This is a genomic window from Streptomyces sp. GQ60 (assembly GCF_059758875.1).
In genome coordinates, this window is record NZ_JCAXEG010000001.1 from 20,227 (window position 1) to 37,948 (window position 17,722).

18 protein-coding genes are annotated in these 17,722 nt (G+C 71.7%); 5 read left to right on the forward strand and 13 right to left on the reverse strand.

The window, feature by feature from the left end; genetic code table 11:
* Positions 1-55: 55 nt before the first annotated feature.
* Complete coding sequence (locus AC6CKD_RS00105; protein WP_498324429.1) at positions 56-823, forward strand: TetR/AcrR family transcriptional regulator; 768 nt, start codon at positions 56-58, stop codon at positions 821-823.
* Here the strand turns inward: AC6CKD_RS00105 and AC6CKD_RS00110 are convergent.
* Together AC6CKD_RS00110 and AC6CKD_RS00115 are read right to left on the reverse strand one after the other, a co-directional pair.
* Positions 801-1,046 carry a DUF397 domain-containing protein gene (locus AC6CKD_RS00110; protein WP_498324430.1) on the reverse strand — a complete coding sequence of 82 codons (246 nt, stop codon included), beginning with the start codon at positions 1,044-1,046 and terminating at the stop codon, positions 801-803. The genes AC6CKD_RS00105 and AC6CKD_RS00110 overlap by 23 nt on opposite strands.
* Entirely contained in the window at positions 1,043-1,828 is a 786-nt protein-coding gene (locus AC6CKD_RS00115; protein ID WP_498324431.1) for a helix-turn-helix domain-containing protein, read from the reverse strand. The genes AC6CKD_RS00110 and AC6CKD_RS00115 overlap by 4 nt, the downstream gene beginning before the upstream one ends.
* A 152-nt stretch (positions 1,829-1,980) precedes the next feature.
* Between AC6CKD_RS00115 and AC6CKD_RS00120 the strand changes: the two genes are divergently transcribed.
* From AC6CKD_RS00120 to AC6CKD_RS00130, 3 genes are read left to right on the forward strand one after another with little or no spacing between them, the layout of a single operon-like run.
* Positions 1,981-2,376 (forward strand): ATP-binding protein, encoded by a 396-nt coding sequence (locus AC6CKD_RS00120; RefSeq protein ID WP_498324432.1) that lies wholly within the window; start codon positions 1,981-1,983, stop codon positions 2,374-2,376.
* Between the two features lie 36 nt (positions 2,377-2,412).
* A complete protein-coding gene (locus AC6CKD_RS00125) occupies positions 2,413-2,784 on the forward strand; it encodes a hypothetical protein (protein ID WP_498324433.1) in 372 nt (123 codons plus the stop codon).
* Positions 2,781-5,243, forward strand: coding sequence for an AAA family ATPase (locus AC6CKD_RS00130; RefSeq protein WP_498324434.1), 2,463 nt, complete (start codon positions 2,781-2,783; stop codon positions 5,241-5,243). The genes AC6CKD_RS00125 and AC6CKD_RS00130 overlap by 4 nt, the downstream gene beginning before the upstream one ends.
* On the opposite strand, the gene AC6CKD_RS00135 is transcribed toward AC6CKD_RS00130, so the two are convergent.
* From AC6CKD_RS00135 to argS, 8 genes are all read right to left on the reverse strand, one after another.
* A complete protein-coding gene (locus tag AC6CKD_RS00135) occupies positions 5,221-5,694 on the reverse strand; it encodes an SRPBCC family protein (protein WP_498324435.1) in 474 nt (157 codons plus the stop codon). The two genes, AC6CKD_RS00130 and AC6CKD_RS00135, sit on opposite strands and share 23 nt — an antisense overlap.
* Positions 5,691-6,233 (reverse strand): RNA polymerase sigma factor, encoded by a 543-nt coding sequence (locus AC6CKD_RS00140; RefSeq protein ID WP_498324436.1) that lies wholly within the window; start codon positions 6,231-6,233, stop codon positions 5,691-5,693. Before AC6CKD_RS00140 ends, AC6CKD_RS00135 begins: the two co-directional genes overlap by 4 nt.
* Positions 6,230-6,661, reverse strand: coding sequence for a DUF3995 domain-containing protein (locus tag AC6CKD_RS00145; protein WP_498324437.1), 432 nt, complete (start codon positions 6,659-6,661; stop codon positions 6,230-6,232). Before AC6CKD_RS00145 ends, AC6CKD_RS00140 begins: the two co-directional genes overlap by 4 nt.
* A gap of 119 nt (positions 6,662-6,780) precedes the next feature.
* Positions 6,781-8,337, reverse strand: a complete 1,557-nt coding sequence (locus AC6CKD_RS00150; RefSeq protein WP_498324438.1) for a hypothetical protein — start codon at positions 8,335-8,337, stop codon at positions 6,781-6,783.
* Between the two features lie 165 nt (positions 8,338-8,502).
* Positions 8,503-9,297 (reverse strand): VOC family protein, encoded by a 795-nt coding sequence (locus AC6CKD_RS00155; protein ID WP_498325370.1) that lies wholly within the window; start codon positions 9,295-9,297, stop codon positions 8,503-8,505.
* A 219-nt stretch (positions 9,298-9,516) separates the two neighbouring features.
* Entirely contained in the window at positions 9,517-10,017 is a 501-nt protein-coding gene (locus tag AC6CKD_RS00160; protein ID WP_498324439.1) for a hypothetical protein, read from the reverse strand.
* On the reverse strand, positions 10,014-10,316 hold the full coding sequence (locus AC6CKD_RS00165; RefSeq protein WP_498324440.1) for a hypothetical protein: 303 nt from the start codon (positions 10,314-10,316) through the stop codon (positions 10,014-10,016). Before AC6CKD_RS00165 ends, AC6CKD_RS00160 begins: the two co-directional genes overlap by 4 nt.
* Before the next feature lie 102 nt (positions 10,317-10,418).
* On the reverse strand, positions 10,419-12,203 hold the full coding sequence (argS, locus tag AC6CKD_RS00170; RefSeq protein WP_498324441.1) for an arginine--tRNA ligase: 1,785 nt from the start codon (positions 12,201-12,203) through the stop codon (positions 10,419-10,421).
* Between the two features lie 201 nt (positions 12,204-12,404).
* On the opposite strand from argS, the gene lysS reads away from it, so the two are divergent.
* Positions 12,405-14,144: a lysine--tRNA ligase gene (gene lysS / locus AC6CKD_RS00175; RefSeq protein ID WP_498324442.1), complete on the forward strand. Its 1,740-nt coding sequence runs from the start codon at positions 12,405-12,407 to the stop codon at positions 14,142-14,144.
* Between the two features lie 98 nt (positions 14,145-14,242).
* On the opposite strand, the gene AC6CKD_RS00180 is transcribed toward lysS, so the two are convergent.
* The 3 genes from AC6CKD_RS00180 to AC6CKD_RS00190 all read right to left on the reverse strand — a co-directional run bounded on the left by AC6CKD_RS00180 (position 14,243) and on the right by AC6CKD_RS00190 (position 17,575).
* Positions 14,243-15,652, reverse strand: a complete 1,410-nt coding sequence (locus tag AC6CKD_RS00180) for a DUF2637 domain-containing protein (RefSeq protein ID WP_498324443.1) — start codon at positions 15,650-15,652, stop codon at positions 14,243-14,245.
* A 153-nt stretch (positions 15,653-15,805) separates the two neighbouring features.
* Complete coding sequence (locus tag AC6CKD_RS00185) at positions 15,806-16,591, reverse strand: DUF3558 family protein (RefSeq protein WP_498324444.1); 786 nt, start codon at positions 16,589-16,591, stop codon at positions 15,806-15,808.
* A 147-nt stretch (positions 16,592-16,738) separates the two neighbouring features.
* Entirely contained in the window at positions 16,739-17,575 is an 837-nt protein-coding gene (locus tag AC6CKD_RS00190; RefSeq protein ID WP_498324445.1) for a DUF3558 domain-containing protein, read from the reverse strand.
* Positions 17,576-17,722: the final 147 nt, after the last annotated feature.

A 17,722-nucleotide genomic window follows, 5' to 3' on the forward strand; every position in this document is an offset into this window, starting at 1 on the left:
AATACACAGAACTAGGATGTGCGTCAACGACTCACGACGAGGGGAGGGGGCGGCGATGGCGGAAGAAGAAGACGACGGGACCGGGCTTCCGGCGAGCCTGGCGATGGCCTGGGGCCTGCGCGAACGCCCCGGCAAGGGCCCCCGCCCCACCCTGACCCTCCAGCGGATCGTGGGCGCGGCGGTGGCGCTGGCCGCCACGGAGGGGATGGACGCCGTCTCCATGGGCCGGGTGGCCAAGGAGCTGGGCGTCTCGACGATGTCCCTCTACCGGTACGTCACGGCGAAGGAAGAGCTCTACATCCTGATGTCCGACGCCGGAGTCGGCACCCCGCCGCCGCTCCCGCCGGACGCGGACGGCTGGGACTGGCGGGAGCTCCTGTCGCACTGGGCGTACGCGCAGCGCACGCTCCTCATGACCAAGCCGTGGATCCTGCGCATCCCGATCACGGCTCCGCCGGCCACCCCGAACCAGCTCGCCTGGATGGACCGCGGACTCGCCTCCATGGCCGGGACCGGCCTGCGGGAGAGCGAGAAGCTCTCGACGATCATCCTCGTCGGCGGCCTCGTACGGAACGAGGCGACGATGGCCGCGGACATGATGGACGCCATCGTGAAGTCCGGGGTCTCACCGGACAAGGTCGTCGGCCAGTACGTACGCACGCTGCGGCTGCTCACCGGCCCGGACACCCATCCGGCGGTGACCCGGCTGCTGGAGTCCGACGCGTTCACCGGCTCCGACGAGCCGGACTTCCAGTTCCGCTTCGGCTTGGGGCGCCTGCTGGACGGGCTGGCCGAGCTGATCAGCGAGCGGTCCACTCCGTAAGGGCGGCCCAGGCGGCGGGGGCCAGGTCGAGCACGGGGCCGTGCGGGACCTTCGAGTCGCGGACGTGGACCTGGGTCGCGCAGGTGGCGACCTCTACGCAGGCGTCACCCTCGTCGCTGCTGTAGCTGGACTTGCGCCAGGCGACGGCCACCTCCAGGCACTGGCCGCCATCGCTGCCGCTGTAGCTGGACTTGAACCACTTCAGTGCGGTGGTGGCGCTCATGTCTCTCCTAGCAGGCGGTCCAACAGGCCCCGCGTCTGCTCGGTGTTGAGGGCCTGAGTCCGCAGCATTGCATACCTGCGTGCCAGGATGCTGACCTCATTCGGGTCCGAGATGAGGTGGCTGCCGCGTTGGCTTTCGGCGTAGCCGAGGTACTGATGGTCATGCGTCTCCAGGAGCGTGAACGGGCCGTCAAGTGCGGCGTGCGACGTGCGTCCCAGTGGCATCGCCTGGAGGCTCAGGTCCGGAAGGTCCGCGCATGCGCGCAAGTGGCGCAGCTGCTCCGCGTGCACTTCGTCCCCGCCCAGCCGGTCCCGTAGGACCGCCTCCCAGACGACGAAGCTCAGCGTCGGCGGACTGGCGCGGTGCAGGATCTGCTGGCGCCCGATGCGCGAGGCGGTCAGCGAGGCGATCTCCGCCTCCGGGTGGGCCGGGACGCGGCAGGTGAAGACGGCCCGGGCGTAGGTCTCGGTCTGGAGCAGGCCCGGGACGACCTGGTTGTCGAACCAGGAGAGGGCGATCGCGCTGTACTCCAGGTCCATGTACTCCTCGGCCCAGGGCGGCGTCGCGTCCACGGCGGGCATCTCTTCGGCCGCCACGGTCAGCGTGCCCGGCAACCCCAGATGGTGGTCCATCAGCTCCGCGACGTTCGGCATCAGCGCCCGTCGCCCCTGCTCGATGGAGGCGATGGTCTCGGTGTCCAGGCGGACCAGCTCGCCGAGCTGTGTCTGCGTCAGGTTCTTGGCGAGCCGGGCCGCGGCCACCATCTTCCCGACCATCTTCATGGTCGTCGCGTTCGGCCGTGCGCGTTTCCTCGGTGGCATGACGATGAACTCCCCACCCTTGCGGCTGCACTACCCCGCGCCAACCCGTACTCATCACTGAGTACGGGTTGGCGCACTGCTCCACGCTAATCACGTAACGCGACGATCGGCGGGTGAACCTTCATACTCAACCCGCTCTGGTGCAGGAGCGCCTCTACCTGCGCTCACCCCAAACCGTCTGCGCCGCACGCCACTTCACACGTGACACCTTGGACGCCTGGGGCAGGGCCTCCCGGCGGGACGACCTGTTGCTCTGCGTGAGCGAGCTGGCGACCAACGCGCTGCGGTACGGGGTCCCGCGCGGGCGCGGCTACGTGCTGCGGCTGCTCACGTACGACGGGACCGTCCGCGTCGAGGTGCACGACAGCGGGCCCGGGCTGTCGCGGATCGGGGAGAGTCCGGCCGGGCGGGGGCTGGTCCTGGTCGGGGCGCTGGCCGATGCGTGGGGCGTGCTGCCCCGGGCGCCCGGGAAGGTCGTCTGGTGCGAATTCCGGGGGCTCGGCTGCTAGCTTCGGCTCCCTGGGCAGTTCGGCTGAGGGGGGTCAATGTCGGGTCCGCTGCGGTGGGTTGTGGTCGTCGGGGGGACGGGGATCGCCTTCCTGGTCGGGTTCCGGCTGGGGGTGTGGGACCCCTTCGGCTGGCTGCCGGAGAAGGACTCGGACCGGGTGTCGGCCGCAGCCGGGTTCGGCGGGGCCATGGCCGCGGTGTGCGCGCTGGTCGGCGGGTGGTGGGCCGGCGGCGGCGGGGAGAGCCCCCTGCGGCAGCGGGCCCGGGCCTCCGGTACCAGCCGGGTCACGCAGACCGGTGGCGGCGGCTCCGGCCCGGTGGACCAGCGGGCGCGCGCCGACGGGGACTCCCGCGTACAGCAGACGGCCGCCGGCGGCGGTGAGCAGCCGGATCCGGACCCCGCCCCGTGAACGCCGAGCAGCGGGCGCGGGCCGAGGGGCAGGCGCGGATCACGCAGGTGACGGTGGCGGGGGACTACGTCGCCCACCCGCCCGGAGCAGGTCCCGTACCCCTGCCCCCGGCCGCACCCGGCCTGCCCGCGCCGCCCGCCGCGCTCGTGGGACGGGACGGCTCGGTCAAGGCGCTCACGGACCTGCTCGACGAGGGCGGGTCTCCGGTGACGGTCGTGGCCGGGCTCCCGGGGGTCGGCAAGAGCGCACTGGCGGATGCGACGGCCCACCGGGCGCTGGAGTACGGGTGGTTCGAGGAGCGGGTGTTCTACCTCCCACTGCACGGTTACGCCCCGAACGGCGCGGTGAGCGGACCGCAGGCGGTGCGGGAGATGCTCCGGTACCTCGGCGTCGGGGACGCGGACGTGCCGCCGTCGCCGGACGGGCAGGTGGCGCTGTACCGGGCGCGGCTGGCCTCGCTGGCCCGGGCCGGGCAACGGGTGCTGATCGTCGCGGACGACGCCGGGGCGGTGTCCCAGGTGCAGGACCTCGTACCGCCCGACGGCACGCACCGGTTACTGGTGACCTCGCGGCACCGGCTGGTCGCGCCGGGCTTCGCCGCGCGGGTGGTCGGGCTGGACGAGCTGGCGGTGGAGCCCGCGGCGGAACTGATCGCCGGTGTGCTGCTGCGGACCTGGCCGGAGGATCCGCGGCCGGCGCGGGAGCCGGAGGCGCTGGCGCGGATCGCGGAACACTGCGGGCGGCTGCCCCTGGCCCTGACGGTGGCGGGGGCGCTGCTGGCGGGGGATCCGGGGCTGGCGGCGGGGGAGTTGGCGCGGGAGCTGGCGGAGGCGCGGAGCCGGCTGCGGAAGCTGCACGTCGACGGTGACGTGCCGGTCGGGGTCCGGGCCGCTTTCGACCTCTCGTACGCGAGGCTTCCGGCGGACCAGGCGCGGATCTTCCGGCTGTTGTCCCTGGTGCCGGGACCCGACTGCTCCACAGCCCTCGCCTGTGTGCTCGTGCAGAACGCGGGTGTGATCTCCGCCGAAGACCGTGCAGCCCTGAGGCCTTCCCTGGCCGCCCTTGCGGCGGCCAGTCTGCTGTCCGAGCAGCCGGTGGGATCGGGCCGGTGGCGCATGCACGACCTGGTACGGCTGTACGCGCAGGGCCGAGCGGAGGAGTCCGCGCTGGAGGACGGTCGGGAGGAGATCCTCGTCCGTCTCGTCGGTACTCTCCTCCGCAATACCGAGATGGCAGCACGCTCCTTGGGTACCGCCATGTCGGAGACCGGCGGCGAGACGTCGCCCTCCTTCGCTGCCGCACTGCACTGGCTGGAATCGGAGCGTGCGGTGCTCGTTGCGGCCGTTGGGTGGGCTGCGGAGATCGGTCGCCCCAACGCCGCCTTTCAACTGTCCGACGCGTTGGGGCCGTACCTCCTGCTCTACGGATACGCGCCGGACGGCGTGATCGTCGCGCGGAAAACGCTGGCCGTCGCACGGGCGACGGGTGATCTCCCCGCGGTCGGTACCGCTCTGAACAATCTCGGCAGCGCGCTCAACGACGCGTGGCAAACCGAGGAGGCGTTCGGGTCGCTGACGGAGGGGCTCGTCCTCTTCCGCGAGCTCGCTCTCAAGGGAGGGGAGGCCGACTCCCTGGACCTGCTGGCCTCTGCCTTCCTGAGGGCGGGGCGGTTCGAAGAGGCCAGAACGAGCAGCGAAGAGGCTCTGGCGTTGTACCGGGAGCTGCAGAACCGACGGGGCGAGGGGCTGGCCCTGATCCATCTCGCAAGCGCTCTGGACGAGCTGGGAGAGGTGGGCGAGGCCGTCGACGTATGTAGCGAGGCAGTGGAGCGCATGCGGGAGACCGGAGACCTGCACCGGGAGGTGACGGGACTCCACCTCCTCGCGGTGCTGCTCCGCCGGGCAGGGCGAAAGGAGGAGTCGCGGGCCGTACGGGAGAAGGTCATCGTGATGCTGCGCGGCCTCGGCCGGAAGAAGGGCGTGGCCCATGCTCTCGCCGGGCTCGCCGAAGGACAGGTGGAGGACGGCGAGCTGTCGGACGCACGGACGGATTATGGGAGGGCGCTCGCCCTTTTCGTGGATGCGGGGGACCTCCGTAATGAAGGAGCAACGCTCGGCGCGCTGGGGGTGATCGACCTGAGGGAAGGTCGGTTCGCGGATGCGCTGGTCGCGTGCGAAAGGGCGGACACACTGCTCTCCGGTACGGACGACAGGCGCAATGCGGCGATGGCGGCCATGGGCATGGGGATCGCGCTGGAAGGGCTGCACCGTGCGGCCGAATCCGCCGAGGCCTTCGAGCGGGCGGCTGCGCGGTTCGGAGCTTTGGGCGACGCGCAAAGAGAAGCGGTAACCCGAACGAAGGCCGGGCAGCTCCGCCGGATGCCGGGAACCGCACCCGCCGACCCCGGCACCACGCCCCGGCGCTGGTGGGATCGCCTCAGGTTGCCCCGCTCCCGCTGACCCGGGCCGCCAGGCGGGTCATCGCGGCCCGGAGTTCGCGTTCCGCGCCCAGGGGGACGATCGCCGCGCGGCCCGGGACGCGTACGCCGCCCGTCAGGGCCACGCGGGTGCCGCCTTCGGGGGTCGGGGCGGCGGCCATGCCGATGATCAGGAAGCGGCTCTGGAGCCAGCACCAGCCCGGGCGCAGGACGCCGTGGAAGTGGGCCCGCAGGCCGTACTTGCTCCGGGCCAGGGCCTCCACGCGGTCGCCCGTGACGCGGAGCACGCGCACGGTGCGCATGTCGGGCTGGAAGCGGCCGAACTCGCCCTCCAGGTCCGACATCACCGCCCAGACGGCCTCCAGGGGGGCGGGGAGGACCTGCTCGACGACCCGGGCCCCGGGGACGCCGGCCGCCATGACGCGCAGGCGGGCGACGGCGTCGACGGGGTACATCGTGTTCGCGTTCGTCATGAGGACCACGCCTTACGGAAGCTCGTACGGGCCCGGTGCAGCCGGGACTTGGCGGTGCCCGGCGGGACGCCGAGCAGGGCGGCGGCGGACTCCTCGTCGAGGCCTTCGACGTCACGGAGTACGAGGACGGCCCGGTGTGCGGGCGAGAGGCGGGCCAGGACGTCCTCGATGTCGGTGGCGAGCTGCGGGTCGTCCCGGGCGGGTACGTCGGACAGTTCGGCAGGGCGGTCGCGGCCCGCGCGCCGGGCGGTGCGGACGGCCTCGCGGACGGCGATGGACCGGACCCAGCCGTACAGGGTCTCCGGGTCGCGGAGGGAGCGCAGGGACCGGAAGACCGAGAGCAGGGCCTCCTGCGTGGCGTCCGGGCCGTCCGCGAGGGCGATCGGGTGGCAGATCCGGGCGACGTACGGGGTCAGGTGGTCGAGGAGGTCGTGCAGCGCGAGGGTGTCTCCGCCCCGGGCCGCGCGGGCGAGGGCGACTCCGCGGTCGCGGGCGGCGGGGGTGAGGGGCCCCGCGGCGGGGCCGCCGGGCGCGCTCACCGGGCCCGGGCCAGCCCGGCCGCGGCCCAGCCGAAGCCGAGGCAGGCGGGGGTGTACAGCGCGAGGTTGAGGGCGCGGAAGGGGCCGTCCGCCGGGCTGTCGAGGAGACCGGCGGCCCAGCCCAGGCCCGCGAGGCCCCGTACGGCCAGCCCGGCGGCGACGGCGGCCGTCACCAGGCGGGCGGGCCGCCCGCCCCGGCCGTGCGCGTGCGCGAGCACGGCGGCGGCCCCGGTCAGGGTGAGCGCGGCGAGCGGCAGGACGACGGGCGGGCCGAAGGACACCTCGGAGCCGAGCACGGCCAGCGACAGGGTCCGCTCGTCGGGAGCGGGCCAGGTCAGGCCCGTGGCCCAGTACAGGTGGATCAGCCCGTCGGCGGCGAGCAGCGCGGCGAGCGCCCAACCGGTGCGCCTGCGCGTCGTGTCCTTCATGGTGTGCCCCCTCGGTGGTGAAACGCTCCGGCACACCGAGGAGGGGGCCCACAGGGGAAACGTTCCCTGTGAGCCCCGTCACGCGAGGGGGTCGGGGTGTGAGTCCCGCTACCGCCGACTCAGGTGGTGGTGCGGCGGCGGTGGCGGCCGGTGCCGGCGACCAGGGCGGCGCCCATGGCCAGGGCCACGCCGGCTCCGCCGAGGGCCCAGGTCGAGGCCGGGCTGCTGCCGGTCTCGGCGAGGTGGCCGCCGGGGGGCGTGCCGGTGCCGGTACCCGTACCCGGGCCGGTGGTGTCGATCGGCGTGCCGCCGCCGTCGGGTCCCGGGTTGTTCCCCGGGTCGACGGGGTCAGGGTCGGCCGGGTTCGGGTCGACGGGGTTCGGGTCGGCCGCGATGATCTTCGACAGCTCGGGCGTCGAGGGGCTTACGACCTTCGCGGGGTCCAATTCCGTACCGAAGTGGTCGTCCGCACCACCGATCGCCCGCAGTCTGATCTGGCCGCCCGGAGCGTCCTTGGTGAAGCGGGCGCGCACCTTGAAGTCGAGGATCTCGCTGCCGATCGGGCCGCTCCAGAGGCTGAAGGACACGCTCCCGGGGTCCGCGGAGGAGTGCTTTACCGGCTCCCAGCCGTTCTTGCCGTAGAACTCGAGCTGTACGTGCTCGGGGTTCAGCGGGGAGGAGTCCAGTCGTTCCACCGCGAGGCCCAGATTGAACTTCTTCAAGTCCAGTATGTGGGTGGCGTTGTTGGCCTCGATGCGGACCTCCTGCCAGTCGCCCCCCGCCTTGAAGCCTTCGGGCACGCGGTCCAGTGAAAGGTACGGACCCGTGACTTCCACGGGCTTGTCGGGAGACGCGCCGAAGATCTTCGTCCTGTAGGTGGTCGGCGGGGAAAAGGCGGTGCCACCGTCTTCACGGATGATCGTGCCTTCGGAGGACATCCTGAAGGTGGTCACGGCCGTGCCGACGTCGAAGCTGAGCCGTACGTCGACGGTGTGGACCGATCCGGCCGCGACGGATGCCTTCGTGCCGAGGTTGTACGCGTAGACCTCGTTGCCGGAGAGGGAGACCCACTCGCCGGGTACCCAGGACGAGTTCCCCGCCGCGTCGGTGACGCGGTACTCGAGGTTGACCTTCGTGGGGCTCAACTGGTCCAGGTGGTGCCAGAACTGGATCCGCGGGGTGTAGTCGGTGATCTCGGGGTTCGCCGAGTTGTCGACCGTCAGGGTCAGCGGGGTCCAACTGCCGTCGGGCTTGAAGCCCTCTTCCGGGATGCCGGCCAGGGTGACGGCCGGGCCCGCGAACGGAGAGTCCGGCGGGATGTCCTTGGTGTGCCCCGCCTCCCCGCCCGTCGCGGGCGGGTTGACCGGCGCGGGCGCCGGGGTTTCGGGCGTCGCCGCGGGCGGAGTCACGGGCGGAGTCGCGGGCGGAGCGACCGGGGCCGTCTCGGGCGCGGGCGCGGGCCCGGTCACCGGAGTGGTCTGACCGGTCTCCGGCTCGGTCTCCGGCTTGGCCTCAGGCGTCGGCTCGCCCCCCGGCGCCGCGTCGTCCTTCGGCGCGGCGTCCGGTACGGACACCGCCGGCTGCTGCTGTTCGTCCGCCATCGCGGGCGTGGTCATGAGGACCATCGGGCCGACGACCGCCGCGGCGGCCACGGTGGCTATGCGCTTGAATTTCATGCTTGGGTTCCCTCCCCTTTTGAACGTGGCCAGATTACGTGGGGTGGGAGGGATTCCGGTACGCAAATCGATCAGGGGACCGGCGAGATCCGCGGAGCACCTCGGGGAGGGGGATCGCAGGCGGAAGTGCCCTGTGAGCCCCCTCACAGGGGGGTGGTGGGTCCGTCAGTCGACGATCTCCGGCTTCGCCTTGATGACCGCGAAGACCGCGCCCTGGGGATCGGCCAGGACGGCCATGCGGCCGGCCGCCATGTCGAAGGCCGGGGCCATGACCGAGGCTCCGGCGCGCGTCGCGGCGGCCTGGATCTCGTCGACGTCGTCGGCGCTGAAGTACGGGATCCAGTTCGGCGGGGTCCCCGGCGGGAGGTCCTTCAGGTCCATCATTCCGGCCACCGCGCGGCCGTCGACCTGGAACTCCGTGTACCCCCCGGCCCCCGGCATCTCGGACGTGGCCGTGGTGACGGGGAGGACGGCGCCGTAGAACGCTCTCGCGGCGGGGACGTCACCGGTGCTCAGCTCGTTCCAGATGAGCGCGCCGTGCTCGTTGACGATGCCCGCTCCGTCGAAGGTGCCCGCCTGCCACAGGCCGATGACGGCGCCGGTCGGGTCGGCGATGACGGCCATCCGCCCGAGGTCCATGACGTCCATCGGTCCCATCACGACCGTGCCGCCCGCGTCGGTGACGGACTTGAGAGTGGCGTCGATGGCGTCCGTGGCCAGGTAGGAGGTCCACACGGTCGGGGGCATCGGGTCGGGGACGGTGCCGTCCGGGTTCATCGCCTTCATGATCCCGGCGACCGGCTTGCCCTTGAGGGTGCAGACGGAGTACCCGCCGGTCTCGGGCGGGCCGATCTCGCCCTGCCAGCCGAAGAGGTCGGCGTAGAAGTCGATGGCCGCCTGCTGGTCGGGTGCCATCAGGTCGATCCAGCAGGGGGTGCCGGGCTTGTAGGGGCCGTTCATGTCGGGCACGGGGCCCTCCGTCGGGGTGGTAGGGGATGGACGGGCCGTCCCCTACCCGGCCGGGGTGGCCGGAATCGGACCGTCTGGGTGAAGCGGGGGTGGGCGACGCGGTATCCGTCGCCAGAAGTGCTCGCCGACCCGAAGGTACGAGCCGCCCGCAATGGCCAGTCGCTGGAGGCCCATGTGCGGACCTTGCCGGAGGACCTGGCCCAGACGACTTCAGCGCAGGACGCGCTTGCCCGCGATGAACGCGGCGAGGTCGGTCACGCCGAGTACCCGGATGTCCTCGGAGGCGCCCGGAAGGGCATCCCGGTAGGCGGAAAGGTCACGGGGGTCGGAGGTGACGATGACGGCATGCGGATGCCTGGCCGCGATGACCACGGCGAGCGCGTCCACGGCGTCGGGCCGCTTTTCGGCCGGGATCGCGGCTGAGGCGAGGATCCGGCCGGCCCGCTTGGCGTCGTCCTCCACCTGACCGGCCAGGCACACACCGCACGACAGCGGTGCGGAGGAACGTACGCCGAACACCGTGCACTGGGGGACGGCGCGGGTCAGGGGGGTCCACTGGCCCGGTCGCCATGCCTGGGCCAGCACCGGCAGCGGTACGACCGGCGGGTGGTCCTGTTCGGTCAGGTACTGGTGGAGGCGTCTGGCGTGCTGTTCTCCACGGTCCAGCGCGACCAGCATGCCGGTGTCGTACACGAAGACGGGATTGCTCACGCGGCGGAGTCCCGTGCCTCGGGCGCGAGGGCCCGGGCGATGCCCGCCCGTACGGCGGCCATATCGGCCTCGTCGAACTCCTCGTCCTGGCCCTGCGGCGGAGACATCGCCTCGGTCGCCGCGATGTCCGCGTCGATGTCCGCGAAGCGGCGGGCGACGAGAACGTCCTGGTCGATCTGCCTCAGCACGGCCGCCGTGACGTACGAGGAGACGTCGATTCCCATCGCGTCGGCGTGCTCCTTCACTCTCGTGCGCAGCGCCGCGTCCATGCTGATGCTGAACCGCTCCTTGGTGGCCATGGAGTGAGCGTAGCACGGCGTGTTACGGGGAGCGGGGGGAATGGGGTCGGCCCCCGTCTTCCAATGGGAGACGGGGGCCGAAGATCTGATCAGTGCCCGGTGTCAGAGCTTCTCGGGCGTCCGGATGCCCAGCAGGGACATGCCCTTGCTGAGGGTGCGGGCGGTCAGGTCGCACAGGAACAGGCGGTTCTCGCCGACGACGAGCTCGGGCTCGGGCTTCACGACCGGGCACTGCTCGTAGAACGTCGCGAACAGCGAGGACAGCTGGTAGAGGTACGCCGCCACCTTGTGCGGGGCGTGCTCCGCGGCGGCCTCGGCGATGAGCTCGCCGAAGTGGTCCAGGTGCAGGCCCAGCGCGCGCTCGGCCGGCGCCAGCTCCAGCTCCGGGTGCGCGACCGGCTTGCGGTCGCCCGCCTCGCCCGCCTTGCGCAGGATCGACTTGATCCGGGCGTACGCGTACTGGAGGTACACGGACGTGTCACCGGTCAGCGAGACCATCTGGTCCAGGTCGAACTTGTAGTCGCGCGCGGCCGAGGTCGACAGGTCCGCGTACTTCACGGCGCCGATGCCCACGTACTGGCCGTTCTCGACGATCTCCGCCTCGGTCAGGCCGATCTTCTCCGCCTTCTCGCGGACCACGGCGGTCGCCCGCTCGACGGCCTCGTCCAGCAGGTCCACCAGCCGTACGGTCTCGCCCTCACGGGTCTTGAACGGCTTGCCGTCCTTGCCCAGCACGGTGCCGAAGGCCAGCTGCACGGCCTTGGTGTCCTCGTTCAGCCAGCCGGCGCGACGGGCCGTCTCGAAGACCATCTTGAAGTGCAGGGACTGCCGCGCGTCCACCACGTAGATCAGCTCGGTCGCGCCCAGCGTGCCCACCCGGTCGCGGATCGCCGAGAGGTCGGTCGCGGCGTAGCCGAAGCCGCCGTCGGACTTCTGGACGATCAGTGGGGTCGGGTTGCCGTCCGGGCCCTTGACGTCGTCGAAGAACACGCAGAGCGCGCCGTTGGAACGGACGGCCACGCCCGAGTCCTCCAGCAGCTTGCAGGTCTCCACCAGCATGTCGTTGTAGCCGGACTCGCCGATGACGTCGGGGTCCTGGATGTCCATGTCCAGCTTGTTGAAGACGGAGTAGAAGTAGATCTTCGACTCGTCCACGAACCGCTGCCACAGCGCCAGCGTCTCCGGCTCGCCGGCCTGGAGGTCCACCACCCGCGCCCTGGCCCGCGTCTTGAACTCCTCGTCGGAGTCGAAGAGCGTGCGCGAGGCCTTGTAGAGGCGGTTCAGGTTGGACATGGCCTCCTCGCCGGAGACCTCCCCGCCATCCGCGGTCTTGTGGTCCAGCTCGTGCGGGTGCTCCAGCAGGTACTGGATGAGCATGCCGAACTGGGTGCCCCAGTCGCCGATGTGGTGGCGCCGGACCACCTTCTCACCGGTGAATTCGAGGATCTCCACCATCGCCGCGCCGATGACCGCCGAGCGCAGGTGGCCGACGTGCATCTCCTTGGCCACGTTCGGCTGCGCGTAGTCGATCACCGTCGTGCCGGGGTTCGCGGCGAGCGGCACGCCCAGACGGTCGTCGGCGGCGCGGGCCGCCAGCGTCTCGACGATCGCCCTGTCCGTGATGGTGATGTTCAGGAACCCGGGGCCCGAGACCTCGATCTCCTGGATCAGGCCGGCGGTGTCGATGCCCTCGACCACGGTCGTCGCCAGCTCACGAGGGTTGGCCTTGGCCTTCTTCGCGAGCGCCAGGATGCCGTTGGCCTGGAAGTCGGCCCGGTCGCTTCGTCGCAGCAGCGGGTCGCTCGCACCGGCGTCCGGCAGGGCGGAGGCGAGTGCGTCGGCGACGCGCTGGTTGACGGAGGAAGCGAGGGAAGGGACCGAGGCCATGAGCTGCCGTTCCTGTGAGGTCGTGCTTGAGCTTGCACTTGGGGTTTCCGACAAGGACCGAGTATCCCACGCGGGGGCTGTCCACATCCCGGGATATACGGGGTGCCGGGCGGCGCCGATAACCCGCCGACAAACTGCGGAGCGCTCCCTTCCGTCTGGGAGAATGGCGAGAAGCCAGCATTCGAGATAGAAGGACGTGTCGTGGCTCAGAGCGCGCAGAGCAGCACCGAGACCGACTGGGTCTCCCGTTTCGCGGACGAGGTCATCGCCGAGGCGGAGCGCCGAGCCCCGGGCAAAGCCGTCGTCGTCGCGTCCGGCCTCTCCCCCTCCGGCCCGATCCACCTGGGCAACCTCCGTGAGGTCATGACCCCGCACCTGGTCGCGGACGAGATCCGCCGCCGCGGCCACGAGGTCCGCCACCTGATCTCCTGGGACGACTACGACCGGTACCGCAAGGTCCCCAAGGGCATCCCCGGCGTCACCGAGGAGTCGCACGCCCAGCACATCGGCCGCCCGCTGACCGCCGTGCCCGCCCCCGAAGGCTCCGCGTACCCGAACTGGGCCGAGCACTTCAAGGCCGCCATGGTCGAGGCGCTGGACGAACTGGGCGTCGAGTACGACCCGATCAGCCAGACCGAGCAGTACACCGCCGGTACCTACCGCGAGCAGGTGCTGTTCGCGATGAAGCACCGCGGGGACATCGACGCGATCCTCGACCAGTACCGCACCAAGCAGAAGCCGGGCGGCAAGAAGCCCCAGCAGAAGCAGGTCGACGAGGCCGAGCTCGAAGCCGCCGAGGGCTCGGGCGCGGCCGCCGAGGACGACGGCAGCGTCGGCGAGGGCGGGTACTTCCCGTACAAGCCCTACTGCGCCGAGTGCGGCAAGGACTTCACCAAGGTGACGTCCTACGACGACGAGACCACCGAGCTGACCTACGTCTGCACCGAGGACGAGTTCACCGAGACGGTCAAGCTCAGCGAGTTCAACCGCGGCAAGCTGGTCTGGAAGGTCGACTGGCCCATGCGCTGGGCCTACGAGGGCGTGATCTTCGAGCCCTCCGGCGTCGACCACTCCTCGCCCGGCTCCTCCTTCCAGGTCGGCGGGCAGATCGTCGGCATCTTCGGCGGCGAGCAGCCGATCGGACCGATGTACGCCTTCGTCGGCATCAGCGGCATGGCCAAGATGTCCTCCAGCAAGGGCGGGGTCCCGATCCCGGCCGACGCGCTGAAGATCATGGAGCCGCAGCTGCTGCGCTGGCTCTACGCCCGCCGCAAGCCCAACCAGTCCTTCAAGATCGCCTTCGACCAGGAGATCCAGCGGCTCTACGACGAGTGGGACAAGCTGGAGGCCAAGGTCACCGACGGCTCTGTGCTGCCCGCCGACGCCGCCGCCCACGCCCGCGCCGTCCGCGTCGCCTCGCACGAGCTGCCGCGCACCCCGCGCCCGATGGCGTACCGGACGCTCGCCTCGGTGGTGGACATCACCGGCGGACACGACGAGCAGACCCTGCGCATCCTCAGCGACCTGGAACCGGAGCGGCCGCTGACCTCGCTCGACGAGGTCCGCCCGCGCCTGGACCGCGCCGAGAACTGGATCACCACCCAGGTCCCCGCCGACCAGCGAACGCTGGTGCGCGAGGAGCCCGACGTGGAGCTCCTGTCCTCCCTCGACGACGAGGGGCGCGAGTCGCTGCGCCGGCTCGTGGACGGGCTCGACTCGCACTGGTCCCTCGACGGCCTCACCACGCTCGTCTACGGCGTGCCGAAGGTGATGGCCGGCCTGGAGCCGGACGCCAAGCCGACGCCGGAGCTCAAGGTCGCGCAGCGGACGTTCTTCGCCCTGCTGTACCGGCTGCTCGTGACCCGCGAGACCGGGCCGCGCCTGCCCACGTTGCTGCTCGCGGTCGGGGCGGAGCGGGTGCGCAAGCTGCTCGCCGCCTGAGGTTCCGCGTCCGCGCGGAGATGAGAAGGGCCCGCACCCCCTGGGGGCGCGGGCCCTTCTGGTTCCCGTACGCGGACGAGCACGAGCACGCGTACGGGTTAGGCGATGTGCTCGCTCTCCAGGTCGCGCTGGTAGCGCTGCTTCAGGTCCGGCATCAGACGGCGGATCATCGACGCGCTGCGCGGGTGCACGATTCCGTGGCGGTCCGAGAGGTGTATGTCCACCTGCTCCGGCGTCGGGAAGCCGGAGAACTCGTCGATGTAGGCGCGGAAGACCTCGTACGCGGCCTCCGCGAACTTCACGTCGTCGATGGTCGGCTCGGCTTCAACTTCGGCTTCGACACCGGCGGCGTGGGCCTGGGCCCCGGCCCCCTGGGGGGCCGCCTCCTGGCGGGGACCCGGTATCGGCAGCTCCTGCTGTTCCCGCGCGGGCTCCGCCTGCTGCTCCGGGCCGGTCGGGGGCATGACCGGGGTCGGCTCCAGGCCCTCGACGTACTGCGGGTTGTAGCCGCCCTCGTACGCGGCCTGCGGCGCGCGGGGGGCCGCGAACCACGCGCTGTTGTGCGCGGCCGGCATCGCCGTCGGGTCCACCACGAAGGGCGCGGCGTCGGGATGGCCCTGCGGGCCCTGCGCCCCGCCCGGCCCCTGCGCGTACGGGTGCCCGGGCCCGGCGAGCTGGTGGGGCTGCGCGGCGTCGGCGGGCGCGGGTACGGCCAGGGCCGTCCCCGCCGCCGGCTGCTGCGCGGCCTCGGCGCCCGCCGGGAGGGCCGGAGCCGCCTGGTCCGGGCCCGGGGCCGGGGCTGGGGCGGGGGCCGGGGGGATGAGGAGGGGGTCGATGCCGGCCGCCGCCAGGCCTTCGGGGGCGGTCTGCGAGAGGGGGACGCCGATGCGGGCCAGGCGCAGCGGCATCAGCGCCCCGACGGGGGCCTTGCGGCGCCAGGCGCGGCCGTAGCGGGCCTGCAGGCGGGCCTGGTAGATCAGCCGGTCCTGCTCCATGCCGACGGCCTGCTCGTAGGAGCGCAGCTCCCACAGCTTCATCCGGCGCCACAGCTTGAAGGTGGGGACGGGGGAGAGGATCCAGCGCGTGATGCGGACGCCCTCCATGTGCCGGTCGGCGGTGATGTCCGCGATCCGGCCCACCGCGTGGCGGGCGGCCTCCACGGTGACCACGAAGAGGATCGGGATCACCGCGTGCATGCCGACCCCGAGGGGGTCGGGCCAGGCGGCCGCGCCGTTGAAGGCGATCGTGGCCGCCGTCAGCAGCCACGCCGTCTGGCGCAGCAGCGGGAACGGGATCCGGATCCACGTCAGGAGCAGGTCCAGCGCGAGCAGGACGCAGATGCCCATGTCGATGCCGATCGGGAAGACCAGCGAGAAGGAGCCGAAGCCCTTCTGCAGGGCGAGGGCGCGCACGGCGGAGTACGAACCCGCGAATCCGATCCCCGCGATGACGACGGCTCCGGCGACCACCACACCGATCAATATCCGGTGCGTACGAGTCAGCTGCATCGCGGCCACCCGCGATCCCCTCCCCTTGTCGAGCTACGGCAGGGCACAGCGTACGCGCGTACGGGGAAGGGGACGTCGGCGGTCCGGACCCGGGGGCTCCGGGCACCGGCCGCCGACGGCGCGGCGCGTCCTGGGAGTTCGACGCGGCGCGTGCTACGAGTTCGACGGAGAGGGCTGCTGCTCCGGCTGGACGGACTGCTGCGGCTGCGCGGCCTGGTTGCTCGCACCGACCGAGGCCACGGTCTCCTTGGTCGCCGCGATGGCGTCCTGGAGCAGCTTGGCCTGGTCCGGGGCGGCCGCGCCCTCGTAGGCCGTGCCGTTGTAGTCGAGGGTGATGACGACGTTGTGCGTGCGGGCGATGACCGACGTGTTGAAGAAGTCGCCGTCCTTCTTGGTGGTGAAGGTGACGGTGGTGGCCTGGTCGCCGATGCCGCCCGCCTCCTCCGGCTTCACGTTCTCCGCGCCCTCGACGGCCTTCGCCTTCTCGACCTGCTTGGCGTACTCGTCCTCGGCGCGCTTGCTGCCGGTGCCGACCGAGGCGAGGGAGTCGTAGCGGACGAGGGAGATCGAGAGCCAGCGGTACTGCGAGCCCTTCAGGCCGGCCTCGTCCAGACCGTTCCAGGTGCAGGTGGCGCGGCTGCTGAGGTCGTTCGACTTGGCGGCGGTGCCGTTGGTGTCCTTCGCCTTCGGGACGATCGTCTCGATGGTCTTCGCGCTGACCACCTTGCACGGCTCCGGCAGCGTGGAGTACACGGCCTTCTCCAGCGCCTCCTTGGAGGACTTGGAGCTCGGCTGGGCGGACGAGGACGCTTCGGACTTCTTGCCGCTGTCGGCGCCCGACTTCTCGCCCGAGTCGGACGAGCAGCCGGCGACCGTGAGGATCACCGGGACGGCTGCGCAGGCGAGGACGCGGGTGAGGCGCGAGGCTGATCGGTGCATGATTCCTTCAGACGTTGTGGGTCTTCGTGCGGGCTCGTTTGGGCCCTCTTGCGGGCGCGGGACCCGAGCAACGGTAGCCCGACCCGGCGCCCGGATGCTGTGCGCGCCGTCACGATCGGCCCCTGCGCCCCCTGCCGCCGGGCCCGGCTACTCGTTGAACCGCTCCACCAGGGCCTGCGCCAACTGCCGTGCCCTGTCCTGGGTTTCACCGCTGGGCGGGACCGTTCCGGGGAGCGCGGGCTGGACGCTGTACTCGACGGTGACGATGACATTCGAGGTACGGAACACAATGCGGACGGTCCGCGCCTGGGCGGCGGTGGCGCCGGCCGCGGCGAGCTTGTCGTCGAGGAAGGCCTCGTCGCCGAGCCCTTCGAGCGTGCGCGAGCCGAGCTCGGCCGGGGCGGAGGGGCTGCCGCTCGCACCGGGGCTGCCGCTCGCGCCCGGGTCCGTACTCGCACCCGTGCTCGGCGTCGGCGCGGGGCTCGGCGTCGCGGCGGGGGCGCCGGACCCGGACGGCACCGGGGCGGGCAGGTTGGCGGCGGTGAGCTGGCGGCCGTAGACCTGCCGCGCCTTGTCGTCGTCGCTCGTGGCGGCCCGGTCGTACGAGACCACGCGCTCGAAGCCCACCGACAGCAGCCGGGTCTCGGTCGGCGTCTGCGCGGTCCAGCGGCAGCCGACGCGCCGGTCGGCGTCGTACGAGGCGTCCGCGACCCCGGCGTAGAGCGCTTCGAGGGCCTCGGGGGCGAGCCCCTCGGCGGCCGGGAGCATCGCCTTGACCCTCTTGGCGTCGGCGGCCTTGCAGGGCATGGGCAGGCTGCGGTACTTGCCGGGCTGGGTGTTCGTACCGGCGTTCGTGCCGGCCTTCGCGTCGATGGTGGTTCCGGACCCGCCGCCGTCGGTGCAGGCGGTGAGGCCGGCCGTGAGGGCGGCGAGCATCGCGATGGCTGGCAGGACTCCACGAACTCGTACCGTCTTGCGCTGCACGTTCCACCGGCTCCCTTCGGGAAAATGCGTTGCCGCGGCTGGGGCGCGGATGGACACAATGTCTATCGCACACGCTGGTGCCGGCGCCGGTCTCATGTCGTATTTGAGGCCATGAGCGAGGCTTTTTGCGTATGGAGACTTTTCTGC

What these genes read in the sequence shown, in the direction of transcription:
- AC6CKD_RS00105 (WP_498324429.1), top strand. Translation starts at nt 56, where the DNA reads ATGGCGGAAGAAGAAGACGACGGGACCGGGCTTCCGGCGAGCCTGGCG.
- AC6CKD_RS00110 (WP_498324430.1), bottom strand. Translation starts at nt 1,046, where the DNA reads ATGAGCGCCACCACCGCACTGAAGTGGTTCAAGTCCAGCTACAGCGGC.
- AC6CKD_RS00115 (WP_498324431.1), bottom strand. Translation starts at nt 1,828, where the DNA reads ATGAAGATGGTCGGGAAGATGGTGGCCGCGGCCCGGCTCGCCAAGAAC.
- AC6CKD_RS00125 (WP_498324433.1), top strand. Translation starts at nt 2,413, where the DNA reads ATGTCGGGTCCGCTGCGGTGGGTTGTGGTCGTCGGGGGGACGGGGATC.
- AC6CKD_RS00135 (WP_498324435.1), bottom strand. Translation starts at nt 5,694, where the DNA reads ATGACGAACGCGAACACGATGTACCCCGTCGACGCCGTCGCCCGCCTG.
- AC6CKD_RS00145 (WP_498324437.1), bottom strand. Translation starts at nt 6,661, where the DNA reads ATGAAGGACACGACGCGCAGGCGCACCGGTTGGGCGCTCGCCGCGCTG.
- AC6CKD_RS00150 (WP_498324438.1), bottom strand. Translation starts at nt 8,337, where the DNA reads ATGAAATTCAAGCGCATAGCCACCGTGGCCGCCGCGGCGGTCGTCGGC.
- AC6CKD_RS00155 (WP_498325370.1), bottom strand. Translation starts at nt 9,297, where the DNA reads ATGAACGGCCCCTACAAGCCCGGCACCCCCTGCTGGATCGACCTGATG.
- AC6CKD_RS00165 (WP_498324440.1), bottom strand. Translation starts at nt 10,316, where the DNA reads ATGGCCACCAAGGAGCGGTTCAGCATCAGCATGGACGCGGCGCTGCGC.
- argS (WP_498324441.1), bottom strand. Translation starts at nt 12,203, where the DNA reads ATGGCCTCGGTCCCTTCCCTCGCTTCCTCCGTCAACCAGCGCGTCGCC.
- AC6CKD_RS00180 (WP_498324443.1), bottom strand. Translation starts at nt 15,652, where the DNA reads ATGCAGCTGACTCGTACGCACCGGATATTGATCGGTGTGGTGGTCGCC.
- AC6CKD_RS00185 (WP_498324444.1), bottom strand. Translation starts at nt 16,591, where the DNA reads ATGCACCGATCAGCCTCGCGCCTCACCCGCGTCCTCGCCTGCGCAGCC.